The sequence below is a fragment of the Micromonospora sp. NPDC048040 genome, assembly GCF_055587185.1.
On record NZ_JBVJGT010000076.1, the window covers coordinates 1 to 26,667 of the forward strand.

A 26,667-nucleotide genomic window follows, 5' to 3' on the forward strand; every position below is an offset into this window, starting at 1 on the left:
CCCGCATCCGCAGCGAACGACAACGACGCTGGGGCCAACCCACCACCCACGCAGCCTGATCCCAACACCGCGAACGTTCGTGGTCACGGCACTAGTGGTGAGGTCAAGTCGTATCGGCGGCTGGCCGGGCTGCCGCGGGAATGGAAGCGCGAGCTTCCCTCACTTGATGGCCCGGCTGAAGTCCTGTACGGCTGGATTGCTGGCTATTTTGCTGCTGACGGTGACGTGGGCAAGACCGGTCGTCCCTCGATCTGGTCGGCGGACCGACGGAATTTGGAGTTCGTGAAGTCCGCCTGCGACGTTCTTGGAATCTGGACGCTCCCCATCCGTCGCAGAGTGCGATTGGGCTTTGGTGCGGTCGATTCCGCGATATATGTCATGGGAATATCTCGAGCTGATCTTACCCCAGATTTCTTCGTGCATGAGATCCATCGTGATCGCTGGGCGACGGGCCGTAATGCTGTCGAGCGGCGTGGCTGGACCGTGCGGAAGGTTCAGGAGACGGATGTGGTCGAGGAGGTGTTCTGTGCCATTGTGGACGAGACGCACTCATTCGCGCTCGAAGGCAACATCTTGACCGGCAATTGCCACCACAACTACGTGGCGGAGGAGAGTTACGACGGCGTCGACGTGCTGGTGACCCGCAAGGGGGCGATCCGGGCCGGTCGGGGGGACCTGGGCATCATCCCCGGGTCGATGGGCACGGGGTCGTACATCGTGCGGGGCAAGGGGAACCCGGACGCGTTCTGCTCCGCGTCGCACGGGGCCGGGCGGCGGATGTCGCGGGCGCAGGCGAAGCGGACGTACAGCACCGCCGACCTCGCCGCGCAGACCGCCGGCGTGGAGTGCCGCAAGGACGCCGGGGTGGTCGACGAGATCCCCGGCGCGTACAAGGACATCACCCAGGTGATGGCGCAGCAGGAGGACCTGGTCGAGGTGGTGGCGCACCTCAAGCAGGTCGTCTGCGTGAAGGGTTGACCGCCGACCGGCGCCCAGGAGGGGTGGGCGCCGGTCGTCCGCCCCGGTGCTCAGCGGAGAGAGCGCCGGTCCACGAAACCGGAAAGCCCAGGTTCGAATCCTGGTCGGGGCACGGGCCGGATCCGCGACGCGGGACGGAACCCCTTGCGAGCTGGTGCAATCGGCAGCACACCCGTCTCTGGAACGGGCGATGGAGGTTCGAGTCCTCCGCTCGCAGCGAGGCCGGGGCCGCGCCGACGCGGCCGCGCATCGGCGGACGTGGGCGTCCGGGATGGACGTCGGATCTGCCCGTCGGTGCCGCCCCGCCCGGCGGTCCCGCGACCGGGACCGTAGAGTCTCGCCGTGAGCGAGATCGGCACGCAGGTCGACCTGTTCCACCCCGCCGAGCGGGTGTGGCGCGCATTGACGGATCGTGAGTTGCTCGCCCGGTGGTTCGCCGAGGTCGAGATGATGGCGGGGCTGCGGAACCGGCTGCTGCTGCACACGGCGGGGCTGCCCGGCTTCGGCGCCGCCGTCGACGCGGAGGTCACCGAACGGCAGGAGCCGGAGCTGATCGCGCTGCGGTGCCTCGAGGGCGGCCGGCGCAGCCGGCTGACCTGTGCCGTCACCGCCACCGCCGAGGGCTGTCGGCTGTCGGTCCGCGAGGTGCTGGAGCACGGCGTCTGGGCCGACGAGCAGCGCGAGAGCCGCGCGGAGTGCTACCGGCAGGCCCTGACCAATCGGCTGCCCGCGATCCTCGACTGGCTGGCCTTCCAGCAGGTGGACCTGCGCCGTGGCGAGGCCGGGATGACGGCCGAGATGCCGGTCACGGAGGCGTTCGACGACGAGCCGGCGCCGGCCGGCCGCCGCAGCCGGCCGCTGCTGGTCGCCGGGCTGGCCGGCGCCGCGCTGGCCGCCGGGGTGACCGTGTGGGCGGTGCTGCCGGCCGAGCCGGACCGCGCCGCCGCACCGGCGCCCGCGCCGGTGCCCACCGCCACGACCGCCCCGAGCGGCTCGCCCCGGTCGACCCCCTCCGCCCGCCCCACCCGGACCGCCACCCCGGAGGCCACCCGCCCGAGCCGCACCCCCACGGCGAGGCCCTCACGTACGTCCACCTCCGCCGCGCCGTCGGGGCCCGCCGTGACCGCCCGCTACGAGACGGTGTCGACCCGGCTCTTCGGCTACACCGGCGAGGTGGTGGTCGACAACTCGGGCGGCGCGGCCGCGAAGGACTGGACGGTGGTCGTGACGCTGGCCGAGGGCGGCCGGGTCTCCGACGCCAGCGGCGCCGACTGGCGGCAGGACGGGCACTCCGTCACCTTCACCGGGCCGCCCGTGAAGGCCGGACAGTCGCGGACGTTCACGTTCGAGGTCCGCGACAGCGACCCGGCGACCAAGGCGCCCGAGGGCTGCGTGGTGGGCGACGACCCGTGCACCGGCATGTGACGGCCGCGACGCCGCCCCGGTCCGTGCCGCCGCCGGCCGAAGCGCCCGGCGCGTGGCGACCGCGTCGACGGTCGATCCGGTCCAGGCCCCGGGACGGCGACGGCCCGGATGTGATCATGGCCATGATGGACACTGTCCGCGGCGACGGGCCCGGATTCCAGCTGCTCGTACCGGTCGCCGATCGCGGCCGCCGTGCTCATGTCGGAGCCTGTCCGTTTTGACAGGCTCCCCTCCCGGCGATTTGGATGATCTTGCGGGAGGCGCGGTACCAGGAACGCCTCCCTGCTCTGCGGAGGTGTGCATGAGGGGTATGGGAAGGGCCGTCACCATCATGGTGGCGGCCGCGATGCTGACGGCCTGTGGCGACGGTGACGACGGCGCGGCGCGCAGCGGAGATCCGGGCGGCTCGTCGCCGGGCGTCGGGGCGTCTCCGCAGCCCGTGGTGAACGCGCCGGAGGGGTTCGACACCGCCAAGGGCTGGCAGGAGACCGTCGGCTGGCTGCCGGAGAACGCGGAGAACCTGACGGTGGGAGCCGCGGCGAAGGCGGGCGTGGTCGCCTTCCTCCAGAAGAAGGGTGCGGGTTACGTCGTCGATGCTCGGGACGCCGTCACCGGCGCGCCCCGCTGGGACAGCCAGGAGTGGCAGCCACCGGCTCTTCCCGAGAACGTGGCGCCGGATCCGTCGTACCTTCCGCGGCTCCTCGTCGTGAATGAGGGCGGACGCGAGTATGTCGTCGTCTGGTCGTACACCCCTTCGTTCACGGACGAGGACGTGGTCTCCCTCGTCCTCTACCCGGCCGACTCCTCCGGGAGGGGAATCGCCCCCGCCCACACCCGCTCCGTCTCGAGGGAGGACTCCGGCTCGGCGAAGGTCGTCGACGGCGGGAATGGCCTCCTGGTCCACTGGGAGGACAGGGGCGATTACCACGCCGCGGCGATCGACCTGTCGACGGAACGCATCAAGACGTACGACGAGAGCGTGCGACTGCCCTACTGCGAGGAAGAGGACGTGGTCTGCAACAGCGGTCGGGTGGCAGGGCTCTCCCCCGACGGCCCGCTCGTCGCGATCGACCCGGGCGGCTTCGGTGTCCCCGGTGTCTGGCAGGCCAGCAACGCCGTTCCACCGGCCGCCGATCCGAAGAATCACGGCAAGTACGAGAACGGCAAGGTGTGGGCTGTTCTCGGCGACCACGTCTTCTCCTCGTGGTACGCCAAGCAGGGCGTGACGAGGCAGGGCGGCATCCCGGTGGCAGCCGTGCACGACCTGAAGTCCGGAAAGCTCCAGACGTCCGTGGTGTGCGACCCGCAGGGCGGGCTGGACGGACGCTCCTACGATCCCGTTCTGTCGCCGAACGGTCGCTATGCCGTGGCGGGGACCATCGCCTTCGACTTCGAAACGGGCGTGGCCCGCTGCTTCGGCGAAGACGAGGAGGAAGGGCAGGAGGGCGTCCGCCTGGTGTCCGTCGACGACGACGGCACCGCGTACGGCTACGGGCAGGGGGGAGACGCGAACGTGCCCGTCACCGTCGCGGTCGGCACCGGGAAGGTCGAGGAGCTTCCCCAGGACACCGAGATCCCGTTCCTGTCGCTGCCGGGAATCGGAGGGTTCTCGCTGGCCACCACGGACAACGGTGAGCGGCGGTTCGTCTTCCTCCCGCGTCGCTGACCCGTCGCCGGACGCATCGGTGGGCGCGGCCGCAGGTCGCGCCCACCGCGGTAGGGGCGACCGGGGCGGTGACTTCCGACTTCTCTCCGCCACTCCTACAGTGGGTGGTCACCCATCACTCGAGCCCCTGAAGGTGACATGAGCATCCGCGTGTACCGCAACGCCGCCATCCGCACCGGGGACGCCGGCAACCCGTCGGCCCGGGCCATGGCCGTGGCCGGCGAGCGACTGCTGGCCGTCGGCACGGAGGCGGAGGTGCGCGCCGCCGCGGGACCCGGCGCGGAGCTGGTCGACCTGGCGGGCGCCGCCGTGCTTCCCGGTCTCTACGACGCCCACATCCACACCGCGCAGTACGCCCAGAGCCTGGACGCGGTGGACCTGCGCGACGTGCGTTCCCTGGACGACGCGCTGGCCATGGTGGCCGCGCACGCGGCGCGGCTGCGACCGGGCGCCTGGCTGTTCGGCGGCAGGTGGAACAGCAACACCTGGGATCCGCCGAGGCAGCCGGACAGGTACGCCCTGGACTCGGTCTGTCCGGAGCTGCCGGTCGTGCTGCCGAACGCGGACGGCCACACGGTGTGGGCCAACTCGGCGGCCCTGCGCCTGGCCGGCATCGACGCCGACACCCCCGACCCGGTGGGCGGTGAGATCGTCAGGGACGAGCGCGGGGAACCCACCGGCATCCTGCGCGAGACGGCCTGTCGCCCGCTGGAGGACCTCATGGTCTCCCGCGACCTGCGCGAGCAACTCCGCGTCGTGCAGGACGAACTGCTCGCCCTCGGTCTGACCAGCGTGCACGACATCGACGGCGAGGACTGCCGGGCGGCCTACCTGGAGTTGCGGGAGGCCGGCGAGCTGAAGCTGCGCGTACACAAGGCCATTCCGTCGGTCCACCTGGAGGAGGCGATCGCCGAGGGCCGCCGCACCGGGCAGGGCGACGACTGGTTCCGCACCGGGCCCGTGAAGATCTTCAGCGACGGGGCGCTGGGTTCGCACACCTGCCACATGAGCGAGCCCTTCGCCGGCGAGCACCCCAACGTCGGCATCGCCGTCACGCCGTACGAGGACCTGGTCAAGCTCTTCGCCAGGGCGGCGGAGAACGGCATCGCCGTGGCCACGCACGCCATCGGCGACCAGGCCAACCACCTCGTCATCGACGCCTACGAGGCCGTCGGCCGCACGCCGGGGCTGCGGCACCGCATCGAACACGCTCAGCACCTGCGGCCCGGCGACCTGGCCCGGATGGCCCGGCTGGGTGTCGCCGCCTCGATGCAGCCCGTGCACTGCACCAGCGACATCGACCTCGTCGACACCCTGCTGGCCGGGCACGACCTGGCCTCCTACGCCTGGCGCGGGATGCTCGACGCCGGCGTCGGCCTGGCCTTCGGCTCGGACGCCCCGATCGAGCACCCCAACCCCTTCGCCGCCCTGTACGCCGCGGTGACCCGTACCCGTCCCGACGGGACGCCCGTGGGCGGCTGGCAGCCCGAGCAGCGGCTCACCATGGCCGAGGCGCTCGCCGCCCACACCCTCGGCGCGGCCCACGCCGCGGGCGAGGAGGACCGCAAGGGCGTCCTCGCGCCCGGCATGCTGGCCGACTTCATCGCGGTGGACACCGATCCCTGGCTGGAGTCGCCGGACGCGGTGCTGCGCACCCGGGTCATGACCACCGTCGTCGGCGGCGAGATCCGCTGGCAGCGCGGGTGAGCGCCGCGACGGCGTGACGGCGGCCGGCGGCGCGACGGCCACGGCCCGGGGCGCCGACGCCGGACCCGGCGACGTGGCCGGCGCCGGGGCGGACGTGACCGGCGCAGGCCGTCCGCGCCGACGCGTCGCCCGGTGCTCAGGACCGGACGGGCGTGAGGGTGACGGGCACCGCGACCACGTGCCGGCGCGTCCCGTCCGCCGCCGAGACCTCGTACGCCTCGATCGTGCCGGGCTGCTCCCGCTGCACCCGGTAGGCGACGGCGACCCGGAAGTCGCCCCGGCAGCCCGTGCCGCAGGTGGCCGTGGTGAAGGTGGTCGCCACCGTCCGGCCCGCCGCGTCGAGCACCCGGACCGTGACGGTGGCCTCGAACACGTCGGCGGTGCCGGTGACGGTGACCGGGCTGCCGACCCGTGCGCCGATGGTCGGGCTGGTGACCACGACGGGTGGCAGCAGGTCCGCGTAGTCGGCCCGGCCGACCGGGGGACCGGCGGCGAGGCGGACCCGCTTGACGGTGGGGAACTGGGTGAGCGTGTAGACCACCTGCGCCTCGCGCAGCCGCCGGGTCGGCGCGTCGCCGCCCGCCGGGGCGGGCGCGACCGTCGCCACGCCGTCGGCGATGCGGGCGACCTCGCCGCCGGCGGGCAGCAGAGTGGTCAGCCCGGTGGCGGCCTCCGCCGGGGTGGGTCCGGCGGCCAGTTCGGTCAGCGCCAGCCGGGACGTCGCCACCGTGGCCGGCCGGGTGCGCCGGGTCGGCGCGAGCCGCCCGTCCCGGACGTACCACAGTTCGACGGTGACGGTCTGCGCCCGCGTCGGGGCGGCGGCGGTCGCGGCGGGCGTGGGGGAGCGGCCCGGGCCGACTGTCGGCGGTGCCGCGGCAGAGCTGGGCGACGGCGCCGGCGCGGACGTGGTGGCGACCGGCGGCGGCGCGGCGGGCGCGGGGCCGAGCGAGCCGGACCGGGGCGCGGCGCAGCCGGCGGGCAGCAGCGCGGCGGCGAGCAGGGCGACGGCCGCGACCCGCCGGGTCACCGCGCGCCGGCTCACCGCGCACCGTCCGACGCCGGCTCGGCGGGCAGGTCCAGCCGGAACCGGGTGGCCACCCCCGGCTCGCTGCGCACGCTCAGCCGCCCGCCGAGCAGGTGGGCGTTCTCCCGGGCGATGGCCAGGCCCAGCCCGCTGCCCCGGCCGGAGCGGGCCGGGTCGACCTTGTGGAAGCGGTCGAACAGGCGCGGCAGGTGCTCCGCCGGGATGCCCGGGCCCTGGTCGCTGACCTCGAAGACGACCCGCGACCCGTCGCCGGCGACCGCGGCCCGGATCTCGCCGCCGCCGTGCTCGACCGCGTTGGCGACGAGGTTCGCCAGCACCCGCTCCAGCCGGCGCCGGTCGGTGCGCAGCGGCACCGGCGTGCCGTCGATCCGCACCCGGTCGGACCAGCCTCGGGCCGCGACGATCGCCCGCAGCAGGGCGACCGGGTCGACGGCGGCGACGGCGAGCCGTTCCCGCCCGGCGTCCAGCCGGGAGATCTCCATCAGGTCCTCCACCAGGCGGCGCAGCCGGACCACGTCGGCGACCAGCAGCTCCGCCGCGCGCCGCGCGTCGCCCGGCAGTTGGTCCAGGTGGTCGCGCAGCAGCGACGCCGCCGCCACCAGGGCGGTCACGGGGGTACGCAGCTCGTGCGCCACGTCGGCGGTGAACCGCCGCTCCCGTGCCTCAGCGGCGGAGAGCGCCTCGATCTTCGCCGCCAGCGCCTCGGCCATCTCGTTGAACGAGGCGGCCCAGTCGCTGAACTCGTCGCGCCCGCGTACCGGCAGGCGGGTGTCGAGCAGCCCCTCGGTGAGGGCCCGCGCGGCCCGGCTGGCCCGGCCGACCGGCTCCAGCGTGCGGCGGGCGAGGGTGTGCCCCACCCCGGCGGCGAGCAGCACCACCAGCACCCAGCCGGCCAGCAGGGCCGTGCGCAACTGGTCCAGGTCGGCGGCGATGTCGTCCTCGACGGTGACGACGTACAGCTCGGCCGTCGAGCCGGGGATGCGGCCACCGACGACGAGCAGCCGGGGCCGGTCATGCGGCGACGACCGCTCGTACCCGAGCTGCCCCTGGGCGACGGCGGCCCGCAGCCGCGCCCCCAGCGGCGGCGCGTACGCCGGGTGGGAGGGGTGCTGCCCGTCGTCGACCAGCACCACGTGCCGGCCGCTGCCCTCGAAGCTGGTCAGCAGCTCGCCGCGACGGTCCTCGGTCAGCGGCAGGAACTGCCCGGCCAGGACGAGCCGGTAGCGGGCGTCGGCGGCGGCCTGGTGCAGCGAGGCGTCGAACCGGGCCTGCCGCAGCAGCAGCCAGGAGCCGCCGGCCAGCAGCCCGGCGGAGACGCCGGCGACGAGCACGAACGCGATGGTCAGCCGGCGGCGCAGGCGTCCGGGCGGTACGGCGCGTCCGGCCATCGCGCACCTCCCTCAGCCCGGCGACAGCTTGTAGCCGGCCCCGCGTACCGTCCGCACGAGCCGGGGGTGGGCGGGATCGTCCTCGATCTTGGCGCGCAGCCGCTGCACCGCCACGTCGACCAGCCGGGAGTCGCCGAGGTAGCCGTGCTGCCACACCCGCTCCAGCAGCACCTCCCGGGTGAAGACCTGGCCGGGGCGGCGGGCGAGTTCGCGCAGCAGGCGGAACTCGGTGGCGGTCAGCGCCACCTCCCGGCCGTCCTTGCGGACGACGAAGCTGCCCGGGTCGATCTCCAACCCGGCGACCTCGATGACGGCGGCGACGACGGGGGCGCCCGCCCGGCGCAGCGCCGACCGGACCCGGGCCACCAGCTCGGGCAGGTCGAACGGCTTGCGCAGGTAGTCGTCGGCGCCGCACTCGAGGCCGACGACGACGTCCACGGTGTCGGTGCGCGCGGTCAGCATCAGGATGGGTACGCCGCTGGTGCGCCGGATCTCCCGGCAGACCTCGATGCCGTCCAGGCCGGGCAGCATGACGTCGAGCACGATCAGGTCGGGCGGCCGGGCACGCCACGCCGCCAGCGCCTCCCGCCCGTCGACCGCGGTGTCGACCCGGAAACCGGCGCGGCGCAGCCCGAGTGCGGTGACCTCCCGGATGGAGGCATCGTCCTCGACGACCAGCACGCGGCCCTCCACCAGCCGAGGGTAGCCCCGCGACGGCCCGCGCCGACCTGGCGGAACGGACGGTGTCGGGGGCCCGGCCGGCGCCGGACCCCCGGTTCCGCGGCGGTCACTGCTGCCACTGGTGTGCCACGTCGAGCACGATCCGGCTGTGCGTGCCCGGGCCGGTCAGCACGAACACCCGGAACGGCAGGCGGGCCCGCACGCCGACCGCGAAGGTGGTGTAGCCCTCGAAGCTGCCGCCGAAGACCACGTCCCGCAGCGTCTGGTGGCGCAGCACGTTCGCGGCGTGCTCGCCGACCCGGTAGGGCACGGTGCCGACGTGCGCGTCGTCGTACGCCGGGGCCCGCAGCGAGACCCGCAGCAGCTCGTCGCCGGCGGTGTACGGCGACAGCGGCAGGCCCTCGCCCTCGGTCCACGTCTCGCCGTAGCCGACCGTGTAGCCGGTGACCGGGCCGGCGAACTCGAACACCACCCGGTCGAAGCAGTCGTGCCGCCCGGTGCGCACGTCGACCAGCGGGGCGCTGCTCGGCGTGCCGGCCGACTTCTCCGCGCTGCCCCAGGTGATCCCGCAGTACGGCGACCCGGTCGCCGCCGCTGTCGTGGTCGCCGCCGTGCCGGTGCCGGCACCCGCCACCAGCGCGGCGAGCACCACGACCAGGGCCGTCAGTCCACTCCTGATCCGCATCGTCCTCTCCCGTTCTTCCGTTTCCCGGTCGGTGCCCGGCCTCGTCGCCGGGGTCGTCGGATCCACGGTGGAACGCCCCCACGGCAGCAGCTTCGCCGTGCGGTAACGCCCGGGTAACAGCCCGTGCCCGCGGCGCTGCTGCACGATCGGGCGGCGCCGACCTCGACCATGGAACCGGCCGACCGGTGCGGGCTGCGCCCGGGTACGGTGTCGGCGCACCTCGGCGCACTGCGATTGCCGCCGCACCCCGACCCCTCGGAAGGGACCACCCATGACCGGCCGTACGCCGAAGGTCTCCTGCGTCTTCGTCTGCCACGACGGCGCGGGCCGGCTGCTGCTGGCCCGGCGCGCGGCCGGCGCCCGGGACGAGCCGGGGACCTGGGACACCGGCGCCGGGGCGCTGGAGTTCGGCGAGAGCTTCGAGGCGGCGGTCGGCCGCGAGGTCACCGAGGAGTACGCGGCCACACCACGGTCGGTCGCCCTGCTCGGCGTGCGCAACGTGCTGCGCGACGACCCGCCCTCGCACTGGGTGGCGGTGCTCTTCGCGGTCCGGGTGGACCCGGCGGAGGTGGCCATCGGCGAGCCGCACAAGTTCGACCGGATCGGCTGGTTCACCCGCGACGCCCTGCCGGCGCCGCTGCACTCGCAACTGCCGGCCACCCTGGCGATGCTTCCCGACCCGCTGCCCTGACCGGCGCGACCGCCCGCCCGCCGCCGTCGGCGCTCACCCGTGTGTCGCTCGCCGTCGTCCCCGGGGCGGCGGACCGGCGGCGGGGTGCCCCTCGACCCGGCCTGGCGGTGAACTCGTGGGGTGCCGGTATGACGATTCCGTTATGCCGCATATTGGCGGTCCCCGCTTTAACATTCACGTACATCGATGACCGGCGGTGGCACGCCGCCGGACAACCGCAGGGAGTGCGTGTATGTTCCGACGACAACTGCTGCGCACGGCGGGCGCCGTGCTGGCGGCGGTCCTGGCCGCAACCGGAATGCAGGTCGCCACCGACGCCAGCGCGTCCGCCGCCGCCCGAACCGTCTACTACGACGCGAGCCGGGCCGGCGAGTTCCGCACCAACTTCGACCAGGCCGCAGCCATCTGGAACAGCCAGGTCAGCAACGTCCAACTGGTGGCCCGCACGCCGGGCAACGTCACCATCTACGTCGACAGCGGCTGGCCGCGGGCGCAGGTCACCGGGCTCGGCTCCGGCCGGATCTGGATGGGCTGGACCGCCGTCAACCAGGGGTACGACCGCACCCGCATCGCCAGCCACGAACTGGGCCACATCCTCGGCCTGCCGGACCGGCGCACCGGGCTGTGTTCCGACCTGATGTCCGGCAGCAGCGCCCCGGTCTCCTGCCGCAACGCGTACCCGAGCGCCACCGAGGCGTCCCGGGTGAACTCGCTGTTCGCCGGCGGCCTGGCCGCGTCCGCGGTGCCCACCGGCACGTACTCGTGGAACGACGGCGACGACATCGAGCCGTACGTCGTCGGCGGCCGGCCGGCCACCGAGAACTACCCGTGGATGGTGTACGTCTCCGGCTGCACCGGCACGCTGATCAAGGCCAACTGGGCGGTCACCGCCCGGCACTGCTCGACGCCTTCCTCGGTGCGGGTGGGCAGCATCTACCGCAACAGCGGTGGCACCGTCGTCTCCGTGATCCGCGCGGTCAACCACCCGAGCGTCGACGTGAAGCTGCTGCAACTGTCCAGCTCGGTCGGCTACGCCCCGGCGCCGATCCCGAGCACCTCGGGCGCGGTCGGCACCGCCACCCGGATCATCGGCTGGGGCCAGACCTGCCCGACCCCCGGCTGCGGGGGCGCCCCGACCGTGGCGTACGAACTGGACACCTCGATCGTGTCGGACAGCCGCTGCATCGGCATCAACGGCCCGTACGAGATCTGCACCAACAACACCAACGGCAACTCGGGCGCCTGCTACGGCGACTCGGGCGGCCCGCAGGTGCGCCGGATCAACGGGGTGTGGAGCCTGATCGGCGCCACCAGCCGGTCCGGCAACAACAACTCCACCTGCGCCACCGGCCCGTCCATCTACGTCGACCTGCCGTCCATCCGGTCCTGGATCAACACCCAGGTCGGCGGTCTGCCGGTCTGACGACCCCGACCCGGGGGGACGCCGCGCGCGGCGTCCCCCCGTCCGTCGTCGGCCGGGCCGCCGCGCCGGGGTGTCACGCGGCGACCACCCGCAGTGCGGTACCGTGCGTGACACATCGACCCCTTCCGAGGTGAACCATGTCCGCCGTGGCCGCACTCGCCCTGACCCTGGCGCTCGCTCCCGCGCCCACACCGTCGGCCTCGGGCGGGCCGGTCGGCGGCCTCCTCGGCGGTGTCGGGCAGATCGTGGACGACCTGCTCACCGGAGGGGGCGGGGCCACGCCGGGCGCCTCCCCGACGCCGGTCCCGTCCGGCTCGACCGCCCCGGCGTCGCCCCGCCCGTCGGCGGCGCCGGTCGCCCCGGGCCCGTCCACGTCGACAACCACGTCCACCCGCGCCGCCGGCCCGGGCCGGACGGCCGAGGGTCCGGGCGAGCGCAAGGCGGCGGTGCCCGCCCCGAACGGGCGGACCGGGACCTCGGGCGATGCGTCCACGGTCGCTGCCCCGCCGGACGGCGGCGGGGATCCGGCGGAGCGGTGGCTTCTCTACGGCCTGGCGGCGACCGCCGTGGCCGTGCCGGTGCTGCTCGTCCTGCGCCGGCGTCGGCCCGCCGTCGCGCAGATGGGCCCGGCCGGCGCGCCTGCGCCCGCGCCCGACCCCGCAGGGGAACCCCTGGTCGACAACGTGACCCGGTTGCCGACGAACCTCAACGCCATCTACGAGCTGGGCCGGCTCGACGAGCGGCTGAGCCAGGAGCGCGAACGCCGGTCCTGACGGCCGCGCCGGCCCCCGCGCGGGCCCGCATGCAGGGTCGTCCCGCTCCGTGGGCACCCCGGGTAGTCCGGCGATGACGCGCTGACCAGCGCCTCGCCCCTGTTGGAAACGTTTTCGTAACGGACCCTTGACCTCCTCGCCGCGCGCGGCGCAGACTCCCGGAAACGTTTACAGGAAACAGGTGGAGGTGCCAGGGCGTGGGTCGTAAACGTTTACCGGAGTCGGCCGACAGTCGGCCCACCGTCCACACCGTCGCGGCCCGCGCCGGTGTCTCCATCGCCTCCGCCTCCCGGGTGCTCAACGGCGTCGGCGGCAGCGAGGAGACCATCCGCAAGGTCCGCGCCGCGGCGGCGGAGGTCGGGTACGTGCCCAACGCCATCGCCCGGTCGTTGCAGTCCCAGCGCACCGGACTGGTCGCGCTCGCGGTCGAGGACATCGGCAACCCGGTCTACGTGTCGATGATGCGGGCCATCGAGGCGGTGGTGGCCGCGTCCGGGCGGCAGCTGCTGGTCCACGCCACCGGCGGGCAGATCGCCAACGAGACCGCGCTGCTGCGCCGGCTGGCCAACCGCTACGTCGACGGCATGATCCTGTCGCCGATCCGGGTCACCGACGACCACCTCGCCGCGCTCGTGCAGAGTCCGGTGCCGGTGGTGGTGATCGGCCAGCTCAGCGCCGACGCGCCCGTCGACAACGTGCGTACCGACTCCCGGCGGGGCGTCGCGCTGGCCGTGGACCACCTGGTGGCCAGCGGGCGGCGCCGGATCGGCTTCGTCAACGGCCCGCTGGACACCGTCCCGGGCGCCGCCCGCGACGCCGGCTTCCGCGCCGCCCTCGCCGCGCACGCCGTTCCCCTCGACGAACGCCTGGTCGAGGTCGGCGACTTCCAGTACGCGGCCGGTCGCGCGGCGACCGAACGGCTGCTCGCCCGGGCCCGCCCGGACGCCCTGGTCTGCGCCAACGACCTGATCGCGGTCGGCGCGCTGCACGCGCTGCTGGCCGCCGGGCACCGGGTGCCCGAGGACGTGGCGGTGATCGGCATGGACGACACCGAGCTGGCCCAGATGATGTTCCCCCAACTGTCCAGCGTCTCGCTCGGCTCGGCCGAGCGCGGTCGCCGGGCGGCCGAACTGCTGCTCCAGCGGATCGCCGACCCCGCCCTGCCGCCCCGCCGCGAACAGGTGTCGCCCAGCCTCGTCGTCCGCGCCTCCAGCCGGGCCGCCGTGACCACCCCCCGTCCGCCGACCGAAGAGGTGCCGTCATGACGACTGTGGCCGAGCGGCCGGACGTCGACCGGGCCGGAGCGGCCCGTCGGCACAGCCGGTCCCGCTCCGACCGGACGATGATCTACCTGCTGCTGCTCCCGTCGCTGCTGCCGATCCTGGTGCTGTCGGTCTTCCCCCTGGTACGCGGCATGTACCTCGGGTTCACCGACGCCCGGGCCGGGCGCAACGTGGAGGTCAGCTTCACCGGGTTGGCGAACTACCGCGAACTGCTCGGCGACGAGCTGTTCTGGAACTCCTTCCAGGTCGGCCTGCTCTGGGCGTTCGGGGTGACCGTCCTGCAGTTCCTGCTGGCCCTCGGGCTCGCGCTGCTGCTGCACCAGCGGTTGCGCTTCCGGGGCGTGGCACGGGTGCTGGCCGTGGTGCCGTGGGCGATGCCACCGGTGGTGGTCGGCATCCTGTGGAAGCTGGTCTACCACCCGGACGCGGGCCTGCTGAACGAGTTCTTCCACCGCGTCGGCGCCGACGGCCTGCGGGCCAACTGGCTCGGCGACTTCGGCACCGCACTGCCGGCGGTGATCATCGTCGGGGTGTGGGCGGGCATGCCGCAGACCACCGTCGTGCTCCTCGCCGGCCTGCAGGGGGTCGGCCGCGAGCTGCACGAGGCCGCCGCGGTGGACGGCGCCAGCACCTGGCACAGGTTCCGGCACGTCACGCTGCCCGCGCTGGCCCCGGTGATCGTGGCGATCACCTCGCTGGACTTCATCTGGAACTTCAACTCGTTCGGCCTGGTCTACGTGCTGACCGCCGGCGGGCCGGGCGGCAAGACCATGCTGCCGATGCTCTTCGCCTACGAGGAGGCGTTCCGCTACGGCAACTACGGCTACGCCGCCGCGCTCGGCAACGTAATGGTCGTGATCATCGTGGCGCTGCTCGCCGTGTATCTCCGTCGCCGGTTGAGGGAGGCGAACTAGTCGTGATCAGTGCGAGGAGTGAGCTTGCGAGCCCCGCAGTCCTGATCGGAGGGCAGTGATGTTCGGAAAGCCGAGCCGCACCGGGCGGGCGCTGCAGTACCTTGCCCTGGCCGGCTACCTGGTCTTCCTCGGGTTCCCGCTGGTCTGGCTGGTCTCGACGGCCTTCAAGCCGCCCCGCGAGCTGGTCCAGCTGCACCCGACCCTGATCCCCACCAACCCGACGGTGCAGAACTTCGTCCAGGCGTTCACCGAGCAGGAGTTGGGCCGGGCCGCGCTGAACAGCCTCCAGGTCTCGCTCGCCTCGGCGCTGCTCACCGTGCTGGTCGCGCTGCCCGCGTCGTACGCCCTGGCCCGGTTCCGCTCGAAGCTCGGCACCGCGGCCCTGGGCTGGGTGCTGCTGTCCCAGCTCTTCCCGTTCGTGCTGCTGATCATCCCGATCTTCCTGGTGCTGCGGCAGGTCGGGCTGGCCAACACGCACGCCGGGCTGGTGCTCATCTACGTGGTCTGGGCGCTGCCGTTCGCGCTGTGGATGCTGCAGGGCTTCGTCCGCAACATCCCCCGGGAACTGGAGGAGGCCGCCTCCGTCGACGGCGCCAGCCGCGTGCAGATCCTGCGGCGGGTGGTCTTCCCGCTGCTCGCCCCCGGCCTGGTCGCCACCGCGCTGTTCTCGTTCATCTCGGCCTGGAACGAGTTCTTCTTCGCCCTCGTGCTGATCAAGACCCCGGAGCTGGCCACCCTGCCGGTGGCGCTCGCCCGGTTCGTGGGCATCGAGGGCACCGCCCGCCTGGGCCCCCTCGCGGCCGGTTCGCTGCTGGCCACCCTGCCCAGCCTGATCTTCTTCGCGTTCATGCAACGCCGGCTCTCGTCCGGGTCGCTCGCCGGCGCGGTCAAGGGCTGACACCGTCCCCCACCCACCACCCAGGAGGTAACCCCCCATGCTCCGTACCAGATTCCGTCGACTCGCCGCGGCCGCCGCGGTCGCGGTCGTCGGCCTCGGCGCGCTCAGCGCGTGCGGCGACGGCGGCGACGACGAGTCCACGTCCGGCCCGGTCAAGCTGCGCTTCCTCAGCCTGGCCTGGCAGAAGGAGTCGCTCCAGGCCAACAAGGACCTGGTCGCCAAGTGGAACGCCGAGCACCCCGACATCCAGGTCGAGTACGTCCAGGGCGACTGGAACTCCGTCCACGACCAGTTGCTCACCTCCTTCGAGGGCGGCGACGCGGCCGACATCGTGCACTACGAGGCGTCCGCGATCGGCGAGTTCAGCAAGCAGGGCTACCTGGCCGACCTGTCCAAGCTCGTCTCCGACGACCTCAAGGGCCAGATCGACCAGGGCATCTGGGACACCGTCACCTACGACGGCAAGATCACCGGCGTGCCGTTCCTGCTGGAGTCGCAGGTCGTCATCGCCAACAAGAAGCTGCTCGACGCCGCCGGCATCGCGGTGCCGCCGGCCGACGGCGGCTGGACCTGGGACGAGTTCCAGGCCAACGCGCAGAAGCTCACCAAGCCGGGTCAGTACGGCGCGGCCTGGGCCCTGAAGTCGCCCACCAACCGCGTGCTGAACCTGGCGCTCAACTTCGACGGGAAGTTCTTCCACACCGACGGCGGCCGCACCGAGGTCAAGGTGGGCGACGCCGAGAAGGAGGTCCCGAAGCGCATCCACGACATGATCTACACCGCGAAGTCGGCCTCGCCGGAGGCGCTCGGGATGAGCGGCGCGGACACCCTGCCCGGCTTCTTCGGCGGCAAGTACGCGATGCTGCCCGGCTCGGTGTCGCTGCGTCAGCAGATGGTCGAGCAGGCGCCGGCCGGCTTCGAGTGGGTCACCCTGCCGCCGCTGAAGGGCCTGTCCGCCACCCACGCGGCGAACCCGCAGACGCTGTCCGTCAGTGAGGACTCCGCGCACAAGAAGCAGGCCGCGCAGTTCCTGGAGTTCTTCCTCAACCCGACCAACATGGCCACCCTCGCCAAGGGCGACTGGCTGATCCCGACCGGCAAGCAGGCCAACGAGGAGCTGGTCAAGCTGACCGGCGGCAAGCAGGGCTGGGACGTGGCCGCCGACAGCGCCGCCGACCTGACCGTCGCGCCGTTCCAGAAGGCCGACGGCTACCCGGAGTGGAAGACCAAGTACGCCACCCCGGCCCTCCAGCAGTACTTCGCCAACAAGATCACCCTGGACCAGCTCGGCACGCAGCTGGTCGACGGTGGCAAGCAGGTTCTGAGGTAACCATGTCTCTCCTTCTCGACAAGTCGGTCGGATGTCTCGTCGGCGCCGCCGTGGGTGACGCCCTCGGCGGGGCGACCGAGACGGCACTTCCGGAGCAGATCCGCGCCCGCTTCGGCGGCTGGGTGGAGGGCATCGTGCCCCCGTACCACGCCGACTGGGCGACCGCGCGGCCACTCGCGCCGTACCACAAGGGTGACGGGCACATCACCGACGACACGTTGATGACCCACGCGCTGGTGCGGGCGTACGCGGCCAAGCGCGACCACCTGGACGCCTACGACGTGGTGGAACTGCTCGTCCCCGACCTGATCGAGCGGGTGGTGTACATCCCGGACCTGGAGCGCGAGGGGGTGACCTTCCACCGGCTCGCCGCCGCCGAGCGGTGGTTGGTCACCCGCCTGCACCACGCGCACGCCGACCCCCGCGAGGGCGGGGTGGGCAACATCGTCAACTGCGGCGCCGCCATGTACATGGCCCCGGTCGGCATCGTCAACGCGGGCGACCCGGCCGGGGCGTACGCCGAGGCGGTGGAGATCGCCGGAGCGCACCAGCACAGCTACGGGCGGGAGGCCGCGGCGGTCTTCGCCGCCGCGGTCGCCGCCGCCGCGACCCCCGGCGCGGGCGTCGAGGACGTGGTCGCCGCCGCGCTGGACCTGGCCCGCGACGGCACCCGGGCGGCCATCGACGCGGTGGTCAAGGAGGCCCGGGGCCACCACGACTGGCGGGCCGCCATCGGCCCGCTGCGCGGTGCGGTCGCCCCCTTCGACACGGTGGGGGAGGAGTACCGCAGCCCCGGGCTGGGCGCCCGGCGGCCGAGCCGGCTGCACGCCATCGAGGAACTGCCGGTGGCGATCGGCATGCTGGTGGTGGCCGGCGGCGACTTCCGCGCCGCGGTGCTCGGCGCGGTCAACTACGGCCGGGACGCCGACTCGACCGCCACCATGGCGGCGGCGATCGCCGGGGCGCTCGGCGGTGCGGCGGCGGTGCCCGCGGAGTGGTCGGAGGCGGTCGCCACCGCCTCCCGCACCGACCTGGTCGCGCCCGCCCGGGTGCTCGCCGCGGTGGCCACGGAGGTCTTCGACCGCGACCGCGAGCGCTTCGCCCGCCGGGCCGAGCGCTTCGCCGGCCTCGCCGACGCTCCGGCGCGGGGCAGCGACCCCACCGGGCCGGACCAGGCGCCGGGGGAGTCGGGCCGGTGAGGATCACCTGGGTACAGCCCGAGGACCTGCTGCCGCACGAGATCGCGGCCAGCCGGGACGAGGGGCGCGACGTCGGCGCGATCGCCGAGCAGTGGCGCGCGGCCGGCGGGGACCTCACCCCGCCGGTCAGCGGGGCGTCGCCCACGCCCGCGGCACCCCGGCTGCGGGCCCTCGCCACGCGGCTGCTCGACGAGGCCGACGCGCTGCCGGGAGCCGGCAGCCCCGACGAGCCCGAGGACCTGGCCGCCGTCCGCGCCACCTGGCCGGCGGAGTGGTCGCTGCCCGCCGGCCCGGCCGCGTACGACCGGGTGCACGGCGCGTGGCTCGGCCGGGCGGCCGGCTGCCTGCTCGGCAAGCCGGTCGAGAAGATCCCCCGCCACGGGATCCGGGAGATCCTCGTCGCCACCGGCCGCTGGCCGCTGCGCGACTGGTTCACCGCCCGGGGGCTGCCCGCCGACGTGGCGGCCCGCTGGCCGTGGAACCGGCGCAGCGCCCCGACCAGCCTGGCCGAGAACATCGACGGGATGCCCGAGGACGACGACCTGAACTTCGCGCTGCTGGCGCTGCGCGTGCTGGAGACGTACGGGCGGGACTTCACCAGCGCCGACGTGGCACAGGCGTGGCTGGACTGGCTGCCCGGCGGGCGGGTCTTCACCGCCGAACGGGTGGCCTACCGCAACCTGCTGCTGGGGCTGGCCCCGCCGGGGACCGCGCGGCGGCACAACCCGTTCCGGGAGTGGATCGGGGCCCAGATCCGCACCGACGTGTACGGCTGGGTCAACCCCGGCCGCCCCGACCTGGCCGCCGAGCTGGCCTGGCGCGACGCCACGGTCAGCCACGTCCGCGCCGGCGTGTACGGGGCGATGTGGGTCGCGGCCCTGGCCGCCGCCGCCACGGTGGCGGGCGACGTCGACGAGGTGCTCGACGCCGGCGAGGCGGTGCTGCCGCCGCGCAGCCGGTTCGCCGCCACGGTCCGGGAGGCTCGCGCCCTCGGCTCGCGCACGGACGACTGGGAGGCGGTGGTGGACGAGCTGTACGCCCGGCACGGCCACCTGCACTGGGTGCACGTGCGCAACAACGCCGCGCTGGTCGCCGCCGCCCTCGCGTACGGGCGGGGCGAGCTGGAACGGTCCGTCTGCGCGGTCGTCAGCGGCGGCTGGGACACCGACTCCACCGGGGCCACCGTCGGCGCGGTGACCGGGGCGCTGACCGGCGCGTCCGGGTTGCCCGAGCGGTGGGTCGGCCCGCTGCGCGGCCGGCTCGCCAGCAGCATCGCCGGCTTCGACGGCATCGGCTTCGACGAGCTGGCCGCCCGCACCGTCGCCCTCGCCGAGCCGGGTGCCGCCGGGGCGCCCGTCGGCGTCGCCACGGCCGAGGGCGGGCCGGCGTGAGCGCGCGGGTCGTTGTGGTGGGCAGCGCCAACCTGGACCTGGTGGTCACCGCGCCGCAGCTGCCCCGCCCCGGCGAGACGGTGCTCGGGGAGGACTTCCGGACCGTGCCCGGCGGCAAGGGCGCCAACCAGGCCGTCGCCGCCGCCCGGGCGGGCGCGCACTGCGCGTTCGTGGGCGCCGTCGGCGCCGACGAGTTCGGGCAGCAGCTGCGGGACAACCTGGTCGCCGCCGGGGTGGACGTGCGTGGCCTGCGTACCGTCCCCGGCCCCTCGGGGGTCGCCCTGATCGGGGTCGACCGGGCGGCGGAGAACTTCATCGTGGTCGCCCCCGGCGCGAACGCCGCGCTGACCGACCTGGACGCCGCCGACGGGGCGGCGATCGGCGCGGCCGACGTGCTGCTGCTCCAGTTGGAGGTGCCGCTGCCGACCGTGGTGGAGGCCGCCGGCCGGGCCCGCGCCGCGGGCACCACGGTGGTGCTCAACGCCGCGCCGGCGGCGCCGTTGCCGGCGGAGCTGCTCGGGCTGGTCGACGTGCTGGTCGTCAACGAGCACGAGGCGGCCGTCGTCGCCGCGACGGCCGCCGGCGAGCCGGCCGTCCTGCTCGACGCGCTGCTGGAGCTGGTGCCCCGGGTGGTGCTGACGCTCGGCGCTCGGGGCGCCGCGTACGCCGACCGGCGCGGTTCGCGACTGGAGATCCCGGCGCCGCGCATCGCGGCGGTGGACACCACCGCCGCCGGGGACGCCTTCACCGGCGCCCTCGCCGTCGGCTGGGCCGAACGCGGCGCCGCGCGCGACGCCGGCGCCGTCGCCGCCGTCCTGCGCTGGGCCTGCGCGGCCGGCGCGGCGTGCGCGCAACGCCCCGGCGCGTCCACCGCGCTGCCCGACCGGGCCGCCATCGAGGACCTGTACGCCGCGACCTACCGAGGTGCCCCGTGAGCTTCAACCCCTACGTGCCGCGCCCCATCGACCGGCCGACGGAGGTCCCGCTGGGCGGGCACGCCGACCTGACCACGCTGGACGAGGCGAAGGTCTTCGCCGCCCCGGACGACCCGGCCGACTGGCCGGCCTGGCGGGAGCAGCTCACCCGCTGGCGCGCCGACGCCCGTGCCCGCCTCGGCTACACCGGCGCGCACTACGACGAGATCCCCGGCGACTGCTTCAGCGTCTGCCTCGCCTGGCTGTGGGACGAGACGCTCTACGACCACGAGCGGGGCGTCTTCACCGTCGACGCGTTCCTCGACGCCGCCGAGCGGGACTTCGGGGGCTTCGACGGGATCGTCCTGTGGCACGCGTACCCGGTGATCGGGCTGGACGAACGCAACCAGTTCGACTTCTACCGCGACGTCCCCGAGCTGCCCGAGGTGGTGCGCGCCTTCCAGCGGCGCGGGGTGCGGGTGTTCGTCGACTACAACCCGTGGGACACCGGCACCCGGCGCGAGGCCGGCACCGACGCGCAGGAGGTCGCCGCGCTGGCCGGCAAGCTCGGCGTCGACGGGGTCTTCCTCGACACCCTCAAGGAGGGCGCCGACGAGCTGCGCCGGGAGCTGGACGCCGTCCGCCCCGGCATCGTCCTCGAAGGCGAGAGCCGGGTGCCGCTGGCCCGCATCGCCGACCACGCGATGTCGTGGGCGCAGTGGTTCGCCGACTCCGAGGTCCCCGGCGTGCTGCGCGCCAAGTGGTTCGAGCGCCGGCACGTGCTGCACCACACCCGCCGCTGGCACCGCAGCCACCTCGACGAGCTGCACTCCGCCTGGCTCAACGGCTGCGGCGTGCTGGTCTGGGAGAGCGTGTTCGGCGTCTGGGTGGGCTGGAACGACCGGGACCGCGCCGTGCTGCGGGCGATGCGCCGGGTGCAGGCCAGCCACGCCGCGTGGCTGCGCGCCGAGGACTGGGTCCCGCTCGCCGACCACCTCGGCTCCGGTCAGGTGTACGCGTCCCGCTGGACGCACGACGGCGAGCCGCTGTGGACGGTGGCGAACCGGGGCGACGACCACGACGGGCCGTGGCTGCGTACCGCACCGCGTCCCGGCCGGCGCTTCGTCGACCTGGTCACCGGCGCCGAGCTGGCCGTCACCGCCGAGCCGGACGGCACGGTCACCGTCGGTGGTCCGCTGCCGGCCGGGGCGGTCGCCGCGGTCGTCGCCACCGCCGACGCGTCGGTGCCGTCGCACCCGGCGGCGGTCGGCGACCCGTCCTTCCCGGCCCGCACGGCGCAGCGGCTGCGCGTGCCGTGGGCGCCCCGGCGCGACGTGCCCGACGGCATGGTGGCGGTCGACGGCGGCCGGCGGGAGCTGCTCGTGCGCCACCGGGTGCGGGAGACCGGGCTCTACGGCGAGACCCCGTACGTCGACGAGTGGAAGCCGCTGCCGCCCCGGCTGCACCACACCGGCACGCTGCGCCGCGCCGTGCGGCTCGGCCGGTTCGCCATCGACACCCACGAGGTCACCCACGGCCGGTACGCCGAGTTCCTGCGCGCCACCGGCCACCGTCCGTCGCGCCCCGAGCGGTTCACCGCCGGACAGGGCCCGGCCGACGCCCCGGTAACCGGCGTCGACCTCGCCGACGCCCGGGCCTACGCGGCCTGGGCCGGGCTGCGGCTGCCCACCGAGGACGAGTGGCAGGTGGCCGCCGAGGCGGGGCTGCTGCACCGCCGGGAACCGCTGGTGTGGAACCTGACCGAGAGCGAGCACTCCGACGGGCGGACCCGCTTCGTGATCCTCAAGGGCGGCGCCGCGTACCGGGCCGAGGGCTCCGACTGGTATCTCGACGGCGGCCCGCTACCGCCGGACGTGTCGGTGAAGCTGCTGCTGCTCGGCGCCGGCCTGACCCGCTCCGACCAGGTCGGCTTCCGCTGCGCCGCCGACCTTCCCGCCGAGGGGTGACCTGATGAGAAGACGTTGGCGGATCGGCGGCGGCGTGGCCGCCGTGCTCCTCGCGTTCGGCCTGGCCGGCGCGGTGCCCGGCGCGGCCGGCGCGGAGCGGCTCCGCGCGGGCACGCTGACCACCGCCGCGGCGCCCTCCGCGGCGCTGGGCGCTCCGATCGACTACACGGTCTACCTGCCGCACGGCTACGGCGAGCCGACGGCGAGCCGCTACCCGGTGCTGTACCTGCTGCACGGGCGGGGCGACACCATGCAGGCGTGGACCCGGGTCAAGGCCGACCTGGACCGGCTGATCGCCGACGGCGACGTGCCGCCGGTGATCGCGGTGCTGCCCGACGCGCCGTGGAGCAGCCGCGGCAGCTGGTACGTCGACTCCGGGTACACCGGCGCGGACGATCCCGGCCGGCCGGTGGAGACCGCCCTCACCCGGGACCTGGTGCGGCACGTCGACGCCACCTACCGCACCGCGGCCCACCGGGGGGCGCGCCTGGTCGGCGGCTACTCGATGGGTGGCGCCGGCGCGCTGCGCTACGCCCTGGCCCACCAGGACCTGTTCGGCCACGCGCTGGTGCTCAGCCCGGCGGTGTACCGGCCGCTGCCGCCGGCCGACTCGTCGGCGCGCGAGTTCGGCGGCTTCGGCTCCGGCGAGCAGCGCTTCTCCGACGAGGTCTACCGGCGACTGAACTACCCGGCCCTGCTGCCGGGCCTGGACGCGGAGTCCCCGGTGCGGATGTACGTCGCGGTCGGCGACGACGAGTGGGCGAACCCCGACCCGGCCGACGCCGCCCACGACCTCGACTACGAGGCCGCCACCCTCTACAACACCGTGCGCCGCTCCGACGCGATCGCCGCGGAGTTCCGGGTGCTCGACGGGGGGCACGACTGGGACGTCTGGCGACCCGCCTTCGCGGACGGACTGAGGCACCTGGCGGCGACGCTGAGCGTCACCCCGCCGGCCGGGCTGCCCGGGCCGCCGCACGGCACTGCGGGCACCGACTGGGCCGGCGGCGTGGCCGCCCACCCCGACGGCAGCACCACCCTCGGGTACGCCGCCTCCGGCCCGGTCGCCGGCCAGCCGTACGCCGGCGGGCTGGACGCCGTGGTCAGCCGCGTCACGGCGGGCGGGGCCCCGGCCTGGACGAGGCAGTTCGGCACGGCCGCCAACGACCGCCTCCACGGCGTGGTGCCGCTCGCCGACGGCGGGGTGGTCGCCGCCGGCTACACCCGCGGCGACCTCGACGGGACGCACCCGGGCAGCCCCGCCGACGACGGCTTCGTCGTCAAGTTGACCGGGACGGGGCAGCGGGCCTGGCTCACCCAGGCCGGTGACCCGGCCAGGGCCGACCGGTTCTACGCCGTCGCGGCCGCCCCCGACGGCGGTGCCTACGTCGCCGGCTACACCAGCGGCTCGTTCGCCGGGCAGAGCGGCGCCGGCGACAAGGACGCGGTCCTGGCCCGCATCACCCCGGACGGGCGGATCGCCTGGAGCCGGCAGTTCGGCGGTTCCGGCGAGGACAAGGCGTACGCGGTGACGGCCGACGCCGAGGGCGTGTACGTGGCCGGCGGCACCTCCGCCGGCCTGCCCGACACCACCGCGCTGGGCGGCAGCGACGGGTGGCTGGCCCGGTTCGACGCCAGCGGCACCCGGACGTGGGTGACCTCGGTGGGCGGCGCGGGCGACGACCTGCTCGGCGGTGTCGCGATCAGCGCCGACGGCCTCGTGGTCGCCACCGGCTCCACCGGCGGCGAGGCCACCGCCGGCGGCAGCGACGTGCTCACCGTGGCATACACCGGGACCGGCCGGCAGCGCTGGCGGACGGTGACCGGCGGGCGGGGCGCGGACGCGGGTGCGGACGTCGTGGCGCTGCCCGACGGTGCGGTCGCCGTGGTCGGTTTCACCGGCAGCGCGCTCGGCCTGCCGGTCGGCGGCGCGGACGTGCTGACCCTGCGGCTGGACGCGCGGGGCCGCCAGGCCGGGGTGGCCCAGTACGGCACCGCCCGCGACGACGCCGCCGACGCCTTCGGCGAGGAGAACGTCTACGCGACCCTCGGCGCCGACGGGCGGCTGCTGGTCACCGGGCTCACCGCCGGAACCACGTCGGGCGGGGCGGCGCTCGGCAACGGCGACGTCTTCCTCGCCGCCGTCGACCCGACGAAGGGAACGCCGTGAACAGCCCAGCTGACCCCGGTGCCGACCGGACCCGCCCGCTCGACGGGGTGAAGGTGGTCGACCTGGCCACCCTCTTCGCCGGGCCGCTCGCGGCGGCGTTCCTCGGCGACTTCGGCGCCGACGTGGTCAAGGTGGAGCATCCGGCCAAGCCGGACCCGTCGCGGGGGCACGGCCCGGCGAAGGACGGCGTCGGGCTGTGGTGGAAGGTGCTCGGGCGCAACAAGCGCACGGTGACCCTGAACCTGTCCGACCCGCGGGGCGCCGCACTGCTGCGCCGCCTGATCGCCGACGCGGACGTGCTGGTGGAGAACTTCCGCCCCGGCACCCTGGAACGGTGGGGGCTCGGCCCGGCCGAGCTGCACGAGGTCAACCCCCGGCTGGTGATCGCCCGGATCAGCGGTTTCGGTCAGGTCGGCCCGTACGCGCGGCGGCCGGGCTTCGGCACCCTCGCCGAGGCGATGAGCGGCTTCGCCGCCGCCACCGGCGAGCCGGACGGCCCGCCGACGCTGCCCCCGTTCGGGCTGGCCGACTCGGTCACCGCGCTCGCCGCCGCGTACGCGGTCATGCTGGCCCTGCGGGCCCGCGACCTCACCGGCGCCGGCCAGGTGGTGGACCTCGCCATCATCGAGCCGATCATGGCGATGCTGGGACCCCAGATCACCTGGTACGACCAGCTCGGCTACGTCCAGCCCCGGCTGGGCAACCGGTCCAACAACAACGCGCCGCGCAACACGTACCGCTGCGCCGACGGGCGCTGGGTGGCGGTGTCGACCAGCGCGCAGAGCATCGCCGAGCGGGTGCTGCGGCTGGTCGGCCGGCCGGAACTGGTGGACGAGCCGTGGTTCGCCACCGGCAGCGGCCGGGCCGTGCACGCCGACGAACTGGACGCCGCCGTGGGCGCCTGGGTCGCGCGGCGCGACCGGGACGAGGTGGTGGCCGCGTTCGAGGCCGCCGAGGCGGCCGTCGCCCCGGTCTACGACGTGCGTGACATCCTCGCCGACCCGCAGTACGCCGCGCTCGGCACCGTCCGCACCGTCGATGACGAGGAGTTGGGCGAGGTACGGATGCAGAACGTGCCGTTCCGGCTCTCGGAGACGCCGGGGGACATCCGGCACGCCGGGCGCCGGCACGGCCAGGACACCGACGCGGTGTTGCGGTCGCTGGGCCTGGCCGACGGCGAGTTGGCGGAACTGCGCGAGAAGGGGGTGATCTGAATGCTGCTGACCTGGCTCTACGTGCCGGGTGACCGGCCGGACCGGTTCGCCAAGGCGGTCGCCTCCGGCGCCGACGCGGTGATCCTCGACCTCGAGGACGCGGTGCTCGCCGACCGCAAGGCGTACGCGCGGCAGGCCGTCGCCGAGTTCCTCGGGCAGTCGCACCCCGTGCCGGTCCAGGTCCGGGTCAACGAGCTGGCCGGCCCGGACGTCGACGCCGACCTGGCCGCGGTGGTCGGTCGCCCCGGGCTGGCGGGCCTGCGGCTGCCGAAGGTGGAGTCGGCGACCGCCGTCGCCGCCCTTGCCGCCCGGGTGGACACCCCGCTGCACCCGTTGGTCGAGTCGGCCCTCGGCCTGGAGGCCGCGTACGCCATCGCCACCGCCGACCCTGCGGTGGCCTCGATCGGCCTCGGCGAGGCCGACCTGCGCTCCGACCTCGGCGTCGACGACGAGGCCGGTCTGGCGTGGGCGCGCGGCCGGATCGTGGTGGCGGCCCGCGCCGCCACCCTGCCCCCGCCCGCCATGTCGGTGTACCCGAACGTGGCCGACGCCGACGGCCTGGCCGCCTCCTGCGCGGTGGGCCGGCGGCTCGGCCTCCTCGGTCGGGCGGCCATCCACCCGCGCCAGCTACCGGTGATCGCCGAGGCGTTCCGGCCGGCGGAGCGGGAGGTCGCGCGGGCCGAGGAACTGCTCGCCGCGGTGGCCGAGGCGCAGACCCGGGACTCCGGGACCGTGGTGCTGCCGGACGGCCGGTTCGCCGACCGGGCGATGGTGGCTGCCGCCCGTCGCACGGTCGACCTGGCCGCCCGCTACGCGGCCTGACCCGGCGTACGACAAGGGCCGGCCCCGTTCGGGGCCGGCCCTTGTCGTTGGTGGTGTGTGGATCAGGCGGCGTAGCCGCGGGTGGCGATCCAGTCGGCGAGGG

General features: G+C 74.6%; 22 protein-coding genes and 2 tRNA genes. 20 read left to right on the forward strand and 4 right to left on the reverse strand.

Features of this window, described 5'->3' with window-relative positions; genetic code table 11:
• The 6 genes from ACZ6O2_RS33685 to ACZ6O2_RS33710 form a co-directional block, all read left to right on the forward strand.
• Positions 1 to 978, forward strand: a 978-nt coding sequence (locus tag ACZ6O2_RS33685; protein WP_466025809.1) for an LAGLIDADG family homing endonuclease, incomplete at its 5' end; no start/stop codon positions are given.
• Positions 979 to 1,018: 40 nt separating this feature from the next.
• Positions 1,019 to 1,090, forward strand: a tRNA-Arg gene (locus ACZ6O2_RS33690).
• A gap of 33 nt (positions 1,091 to 1,123) precedes the next feature.
• Positions 1,124 to 1,195 (forward strand) — tRNA-Gln (locus ACZ6O2_RS33695).
• Positions 1,196 to 1,320: 125 nt separating this feature from the next.
• Complete coding sequence (locus tag ACZ6O2_RS33700) at positions 1,321 to 2,403, forward strand: SRPBCC family protein (protein ID WP_466025810.1); 1,083 nt, start codon at positions 1,321 to 1,323, stop codon at positions 2,401 to 2,403.
• Positions 2,404 to 2,704: 301 nt separating this feature from the next.
• The gene (locus tag ACZ6O2_RS33705; RefSeq protein ID WP_466025811.1) at positions 2,705 to 4,069 is read left to right on the forward strand and encodes a hypothetical protein; all 1,365 of its coding nucleotides are present in this window, start codon (positions 2,705 to 2,707) and stop codon (positions 4,067 to 4,069) included.
• Between the two features lie 138 nt (positions 4,070 to 4,207).
• Positions 4,208 to 5,776, forward strand: a complete 1,569-nt coding sequence (locus ACZ6O2_RS33710) for an amidohydrolase (RefSeq protein ID WP_466025812.1) — start codon at positions 4,208 to 4,210, stop codon at positions 5,774 to 5,776.
• Positions 5,777 to 5,912: 136 nt separating this feature from the next.
• Here the strand turns inward: ACZ6O2_RS33710 and ACZ6O2_RS33715 are convergent, their stop codons facing one another.
• The 4 genes from ACZ6O2_RS33715 to ACZ6O2_RS33730 all read right to left on the reverse strand — a co-directional run bounded on the left by ACZ6O2_RS33715 (position 5,913) and on the right by ACZ6O2_RS33730 (position 9,575).
• Positions 5,913 to 6,818 (reverse strand): Gmad2 immunoglobulin-like domain-containing protein, encoded by a 906-nt coding sequence (locus tag ACZ6O2_RS33715; protein WP_466025813.1) that lies wholly within the window; start codon positions 6,816 to 6,818, stop codon positions 5,913 to 5,915.
• A complete protein-coding gene (locus tag ACZ6O2_RS33720; protein WP_466025814.1) occupies positions 6,815 to 8,209 on the reverse strand; it encodes an ATP-binding protein in 1,395 nt (464 codons plus the stop codon). Before ACZ6O2_RS33720 ends, ACZ6O2_RS33715 begins: the two co-directional genes overlap by 4 nt.
• A gap of 12 nt (positions 8,210 to 8,221) precedes the next feature.
• Positions 8,222 to 8,902, reverse strand: coding sequence for a response regulator (locus tag ACZ6O2_RS33725; protein WP_466025815.1), 681 nt, complete (start codon positions 8,900 to 8,902; stop codon positions 8,222 to 8,224).
• A gap of 94 nt (positions 8,903 to 8,996) precedes the next feature.
• Complete coding sequence (locus ACZ6O2_RS33730; protein WP_350712302.1) at positions 8,997 to 9,575, reverse strand: AMIN-like domain-containing (lipo)protein; 579 nt, start codon at positions 9,573 to 9,575, stop codon at positions 8,997 to 8,999.
• Between the two features lie 271 nt (positions 9,576 to 9,846).
• On the opposite strand from ACZ6O2_RS33730, the gene ACZ6O2_RS33735 reads away from it, so the two are divergent.
• The 14 genes from ACZ6O2_RS33735 to ACZ6O2_RS33800 all read left to right on the forward strand — a co-directional run bounded on the left by ACZ6O2_RS33735 (position 9,847) and on the right by ACZ6O2_RS33800 (position 26,564).
• The gene (locus ACZ6O2_RS33735; RefSeq protein ID WP_466025816.1) at positions 9,847 to 10,266 is read left to right on the forward strand and encodes an NUDIX domain-containing protein; all 420 of its coding nucleotides are present in this window, start codon (positions 9,847 to 9,849) and stop codon (positions 10,264 to 10,266) included.
• A gap of 298 nt (positions 10,267 to 10,564) precedes the next feature.
• Positions 10,565 to 11,689, forward strand: a complete 1,125-nt coding sequence (locus tag ACZ6O2_RS33740) for a snapalysin family zinc-dependent metalloprotease (RefSeq protein WP_466025826.1) — start codon at positions 10,565 to 10,567, stop codon at positions 11,687 to 11,689.
• Positions 11,690 to 11,826: 137 nt separating this feature from the next.
• Complete coding sequence (locus ACZ6O2_RS33745; RefSeq protein ID WP_466025817.1) at positions 11,827 to 12,462, forward strand: hypothetical protein; 636 nt, start codon at positions 11,827 to 11,829, stop codon at positions 12,460 to 12,462.
• A 197-nt stretch (positions 12,463 to 12,659) separates the two neighbouring features.
• Positions 12,660 to 13,727 (forward strand): LacI family DNA-binding transcriptional regulator, encoded by a 1,068-nt coding sequence (locus tag ACZ6O2_RS33750; RefSeq protein WP_466025818.1) that lies wholly within the window; start codon positions 12,660 to 12,662, stop codon positions 13,725 to 13,727.
• Positions 13,724 to 14,659 (forward strand): carbohydrate ABC transporter permease, encoded by a 936-nt coding sequence (locus ACZ6O2_RS33755; RefSeq protein ID WP_350712307.1) that lies wholly within the window; start codon positions 13,724 to 13,726, stop codon positions 14,657 to 14,659. The genes ACZ6O2_RS33750 and ACZ6O2_RS33755 overlap by 4 nt, the downstream gene beginning before the upstream one ends.
• 58 nt (positions 14,660 to 14,717) lie before the next feature.
• Positions 14,718 to 15,557 (forward strand): carbohydrate ABC transporter permease, encoded by an 840-nt coding sequence (locus tag ACZ6O2_RS33760; RefSeq protein ID WP_350712308.1) that lies wholly within the window; start codon positions 14,718 to 14,720, stop codon positions 15,555 to 15,557.
• A 37-nt stretch (positions 15,558 to 15,594) separates the two neighbouring features.
• The gene (locus ACZ6O2_RS33765; RefSeq protein WP_393305638.1) at positions 15,595 to 16,887 is read left to right on the forward strand and encodes an ABC transporter substrate-binding protein; all 1,293 of its coding nucleotides are present in this window, start codon (positions 15,595 to 15,597) and stop codon (positions 16,885 to 16,887) included.
• A gap of 2 nt (positions 16,888 to 16,889) precedes the next feature.
• Complete coding sequence (locus tag ACZ6O2_RS33770) at positions 16,890 to 18,086, forward strand: ADP-ribosylglycohydrolase family protein (RefSeq protein ID WP_466025819.1); 1,197 nt, start codon at positions 16,890 to 16,892, stop codon at positions 18,084 to 18,086.
• On the forward strand, positions 18,083 to 19,477 hold the full coding sequence (locus tag ACZ6O2_RS33775; protein ID WP_466025820.1) for an ADP-ribosylglycohydrolase family protein: 1,395 nt from the start codon (positions 18,083 to 18,085) through the stop codon (positions 19,475 to 19,477). Before ACZ6O2_RS33770 ends, ACZ6O2_RS33775 begins: the two co-directional genes overlap by 4 nt.
• Positions 19,474 to 20,412, forward strand: coding sequence for a PfkB family carbohydrate kinase (locus ACZ6O2_RS33780; RefSeq protein ID WP_466025821.1), 939 nt, complete (start codon positions 19,474 to 19,476; stop codon positions 20,410 to 20,412). The genes ACZ6O2_RS33775 and ACZ6O2_RS33780 overlap by 4 nt, the downstream gene beginning before the upstream one ends.
• Complete coding sequence (locus ACZ6O2_RS33785; RefSeq protein ID WP_466025822.1) at positions 20,409 to 22,358, forward strand: SUMF1/EgtB/PvdO family nonheme iron enzyme; 1,950 nt, start codon at positions 20,409 to 20,411, stop codon at positions 22,356 to 22,358. Before ACZ6O2_RS33780 ends, ACZ6O2_RS33785 begins: the two co-directional genes overlap by 4 nt.
• A 4-nt stretch (positions 22,359 to 22,362) precedes the next feature.
• Positions 22,363 to 24,528: an alpha/beta hydrolase-fold protein gene (locus tag ACZ6O2_RS33790; protein ID WP_466025823.1), complete on the forward strand. Its 2,166-nt coding sequence runs from the start codon at positions 22,363 to 22,365 to the stop codon at positions 24,526 to 24,528.
• On the forward strand, positions 24,525 to 25,742 hold the full coding sequence (locus ACZ6O2_RS33795) for a CaiB/BaiF CoA transferase family protein (RefSeq protein ID WP_466025824.1): 1,218 nt from the start codon (positions 24,525 to 24,527) through the stop codon (positions 25,740 to 25,742). The genes ACZ6O2_RS33790 and ACZ6O2_RS33795 overlap by 4 nt, the downstream gene beginning before the upstream one ends.
• Positions 25,743 to 26,564 carry an HpcH/HpaI aldolase/citrate lyase family protein gene (locus tag ACZ6O2_RS33800; protein ID WP_466025825.1) on the forward strand — a complete coding sequence of 274 codons (822 nt, stop codon included), beginning with the start codon at positions 25,743 to 25,745 and terminating at the stop codon, positions 26,562 to 26,564.
• Positions 26,565 to 26,667: the final 103 nt, after the last annotated feature.

Bases quoted from the DNA above. Each gene is read 5' to 3' on its own strand.
- ACZ6O2_RS33800 (WP_466025825.1), top strand. From the start codon at position 25,743: ATGCTGCTGACCTGGCTCTACGTGCCGGGTGACCGGCCGGACCGGTTC.
- ACZ6O2_RS33755 (WP_350712307.1), top strand. From the start codon at position 13,724: ATGACGACTGTGGCCGAGCGGCCGGACGTCGACCGGGCCGGAGCGGCC.
- ACZ6O2_RS33740 (WP_466025826.1), top strand. From the start codon at position 10,565: ATGCAGGTCGCCACCGACGCCAGCGCGTCCGCCGCCGCCCGAACCGTC.
- ACZ6O2_RS33705 (WP_466025811.1), top strand. From the start codon at position 2,705: ATGAGGGGTATGGGAAGGGCCGTCACCATCATGGTGGCGGCCGCGATG.
- ACZ6O2_RS33745 (WP_466025817.1), top strand. From the start codon at position 11,827: ATGTCCGCCGTGGCCGCACTCGCCCTGACCCTGGCGCTCGCTCCCGCG.
- ACZ6O2_RS33760 (WP_350712308.1), top strand. From the start codon at position 14,718: ATGTTCGGAAAGCCGAGCCGCACCGGGCGGGCGCTGCAGTACCTTGCC.
- ACZ6O2_RS33735 (WP_466025816.1), top strand. From the start codon at position 9,847: ATGACCGGCCGTACGCCGAAGGTCTCCTGCGTCTTCGTCTGCCACGAC.
- ACZ6O2_RS33765 (WP_393305638.1), top strand. From the start codon at position 15,595: ATGCTCCGTACCAGATTCCGTCGACTCGCCGCGGCCGCCGCGGTCGCG.
- ACZ6O2_RS33770 (WP_466025819.1), top strand. From the start codon at position 16,890: ATGTCTCTCCTTCTCGACAAGTCGGTCGGATGTCTCGTCGGCGCCGCC.
- ACZ6O2_RS33790 (WP_466025823.1), top strand. From the start codon at position 22,363: ATGAGAAGACGTTGGCGGATCGGCGGCGGCGTGGCCGCCGTGCTCCTC.
- ACZ6O2_RS33720 (WP_466025814.1), bottom strand. From the start codon at position 8,209: ATGGCCGGACGCGCCGTACCGCCCGGACGCCTGCGCCGCCGGCTGACC.
- ACZ6O2_RS33730 (WP_350712302.1), bottom strand. From the start codon at position 9,575: ATGCGGATCAGGAGTGGACTGACGGCCCTGGTCGTGGTGCTCGCCGCG.
- ACZ6O2_RS33710 (WP_466025812.1), top strand. From the start codon at position 4,208: ATGAGCATCCGCGTGTACCGCAACGCCGCCATCCGCACCGGGGACGCC.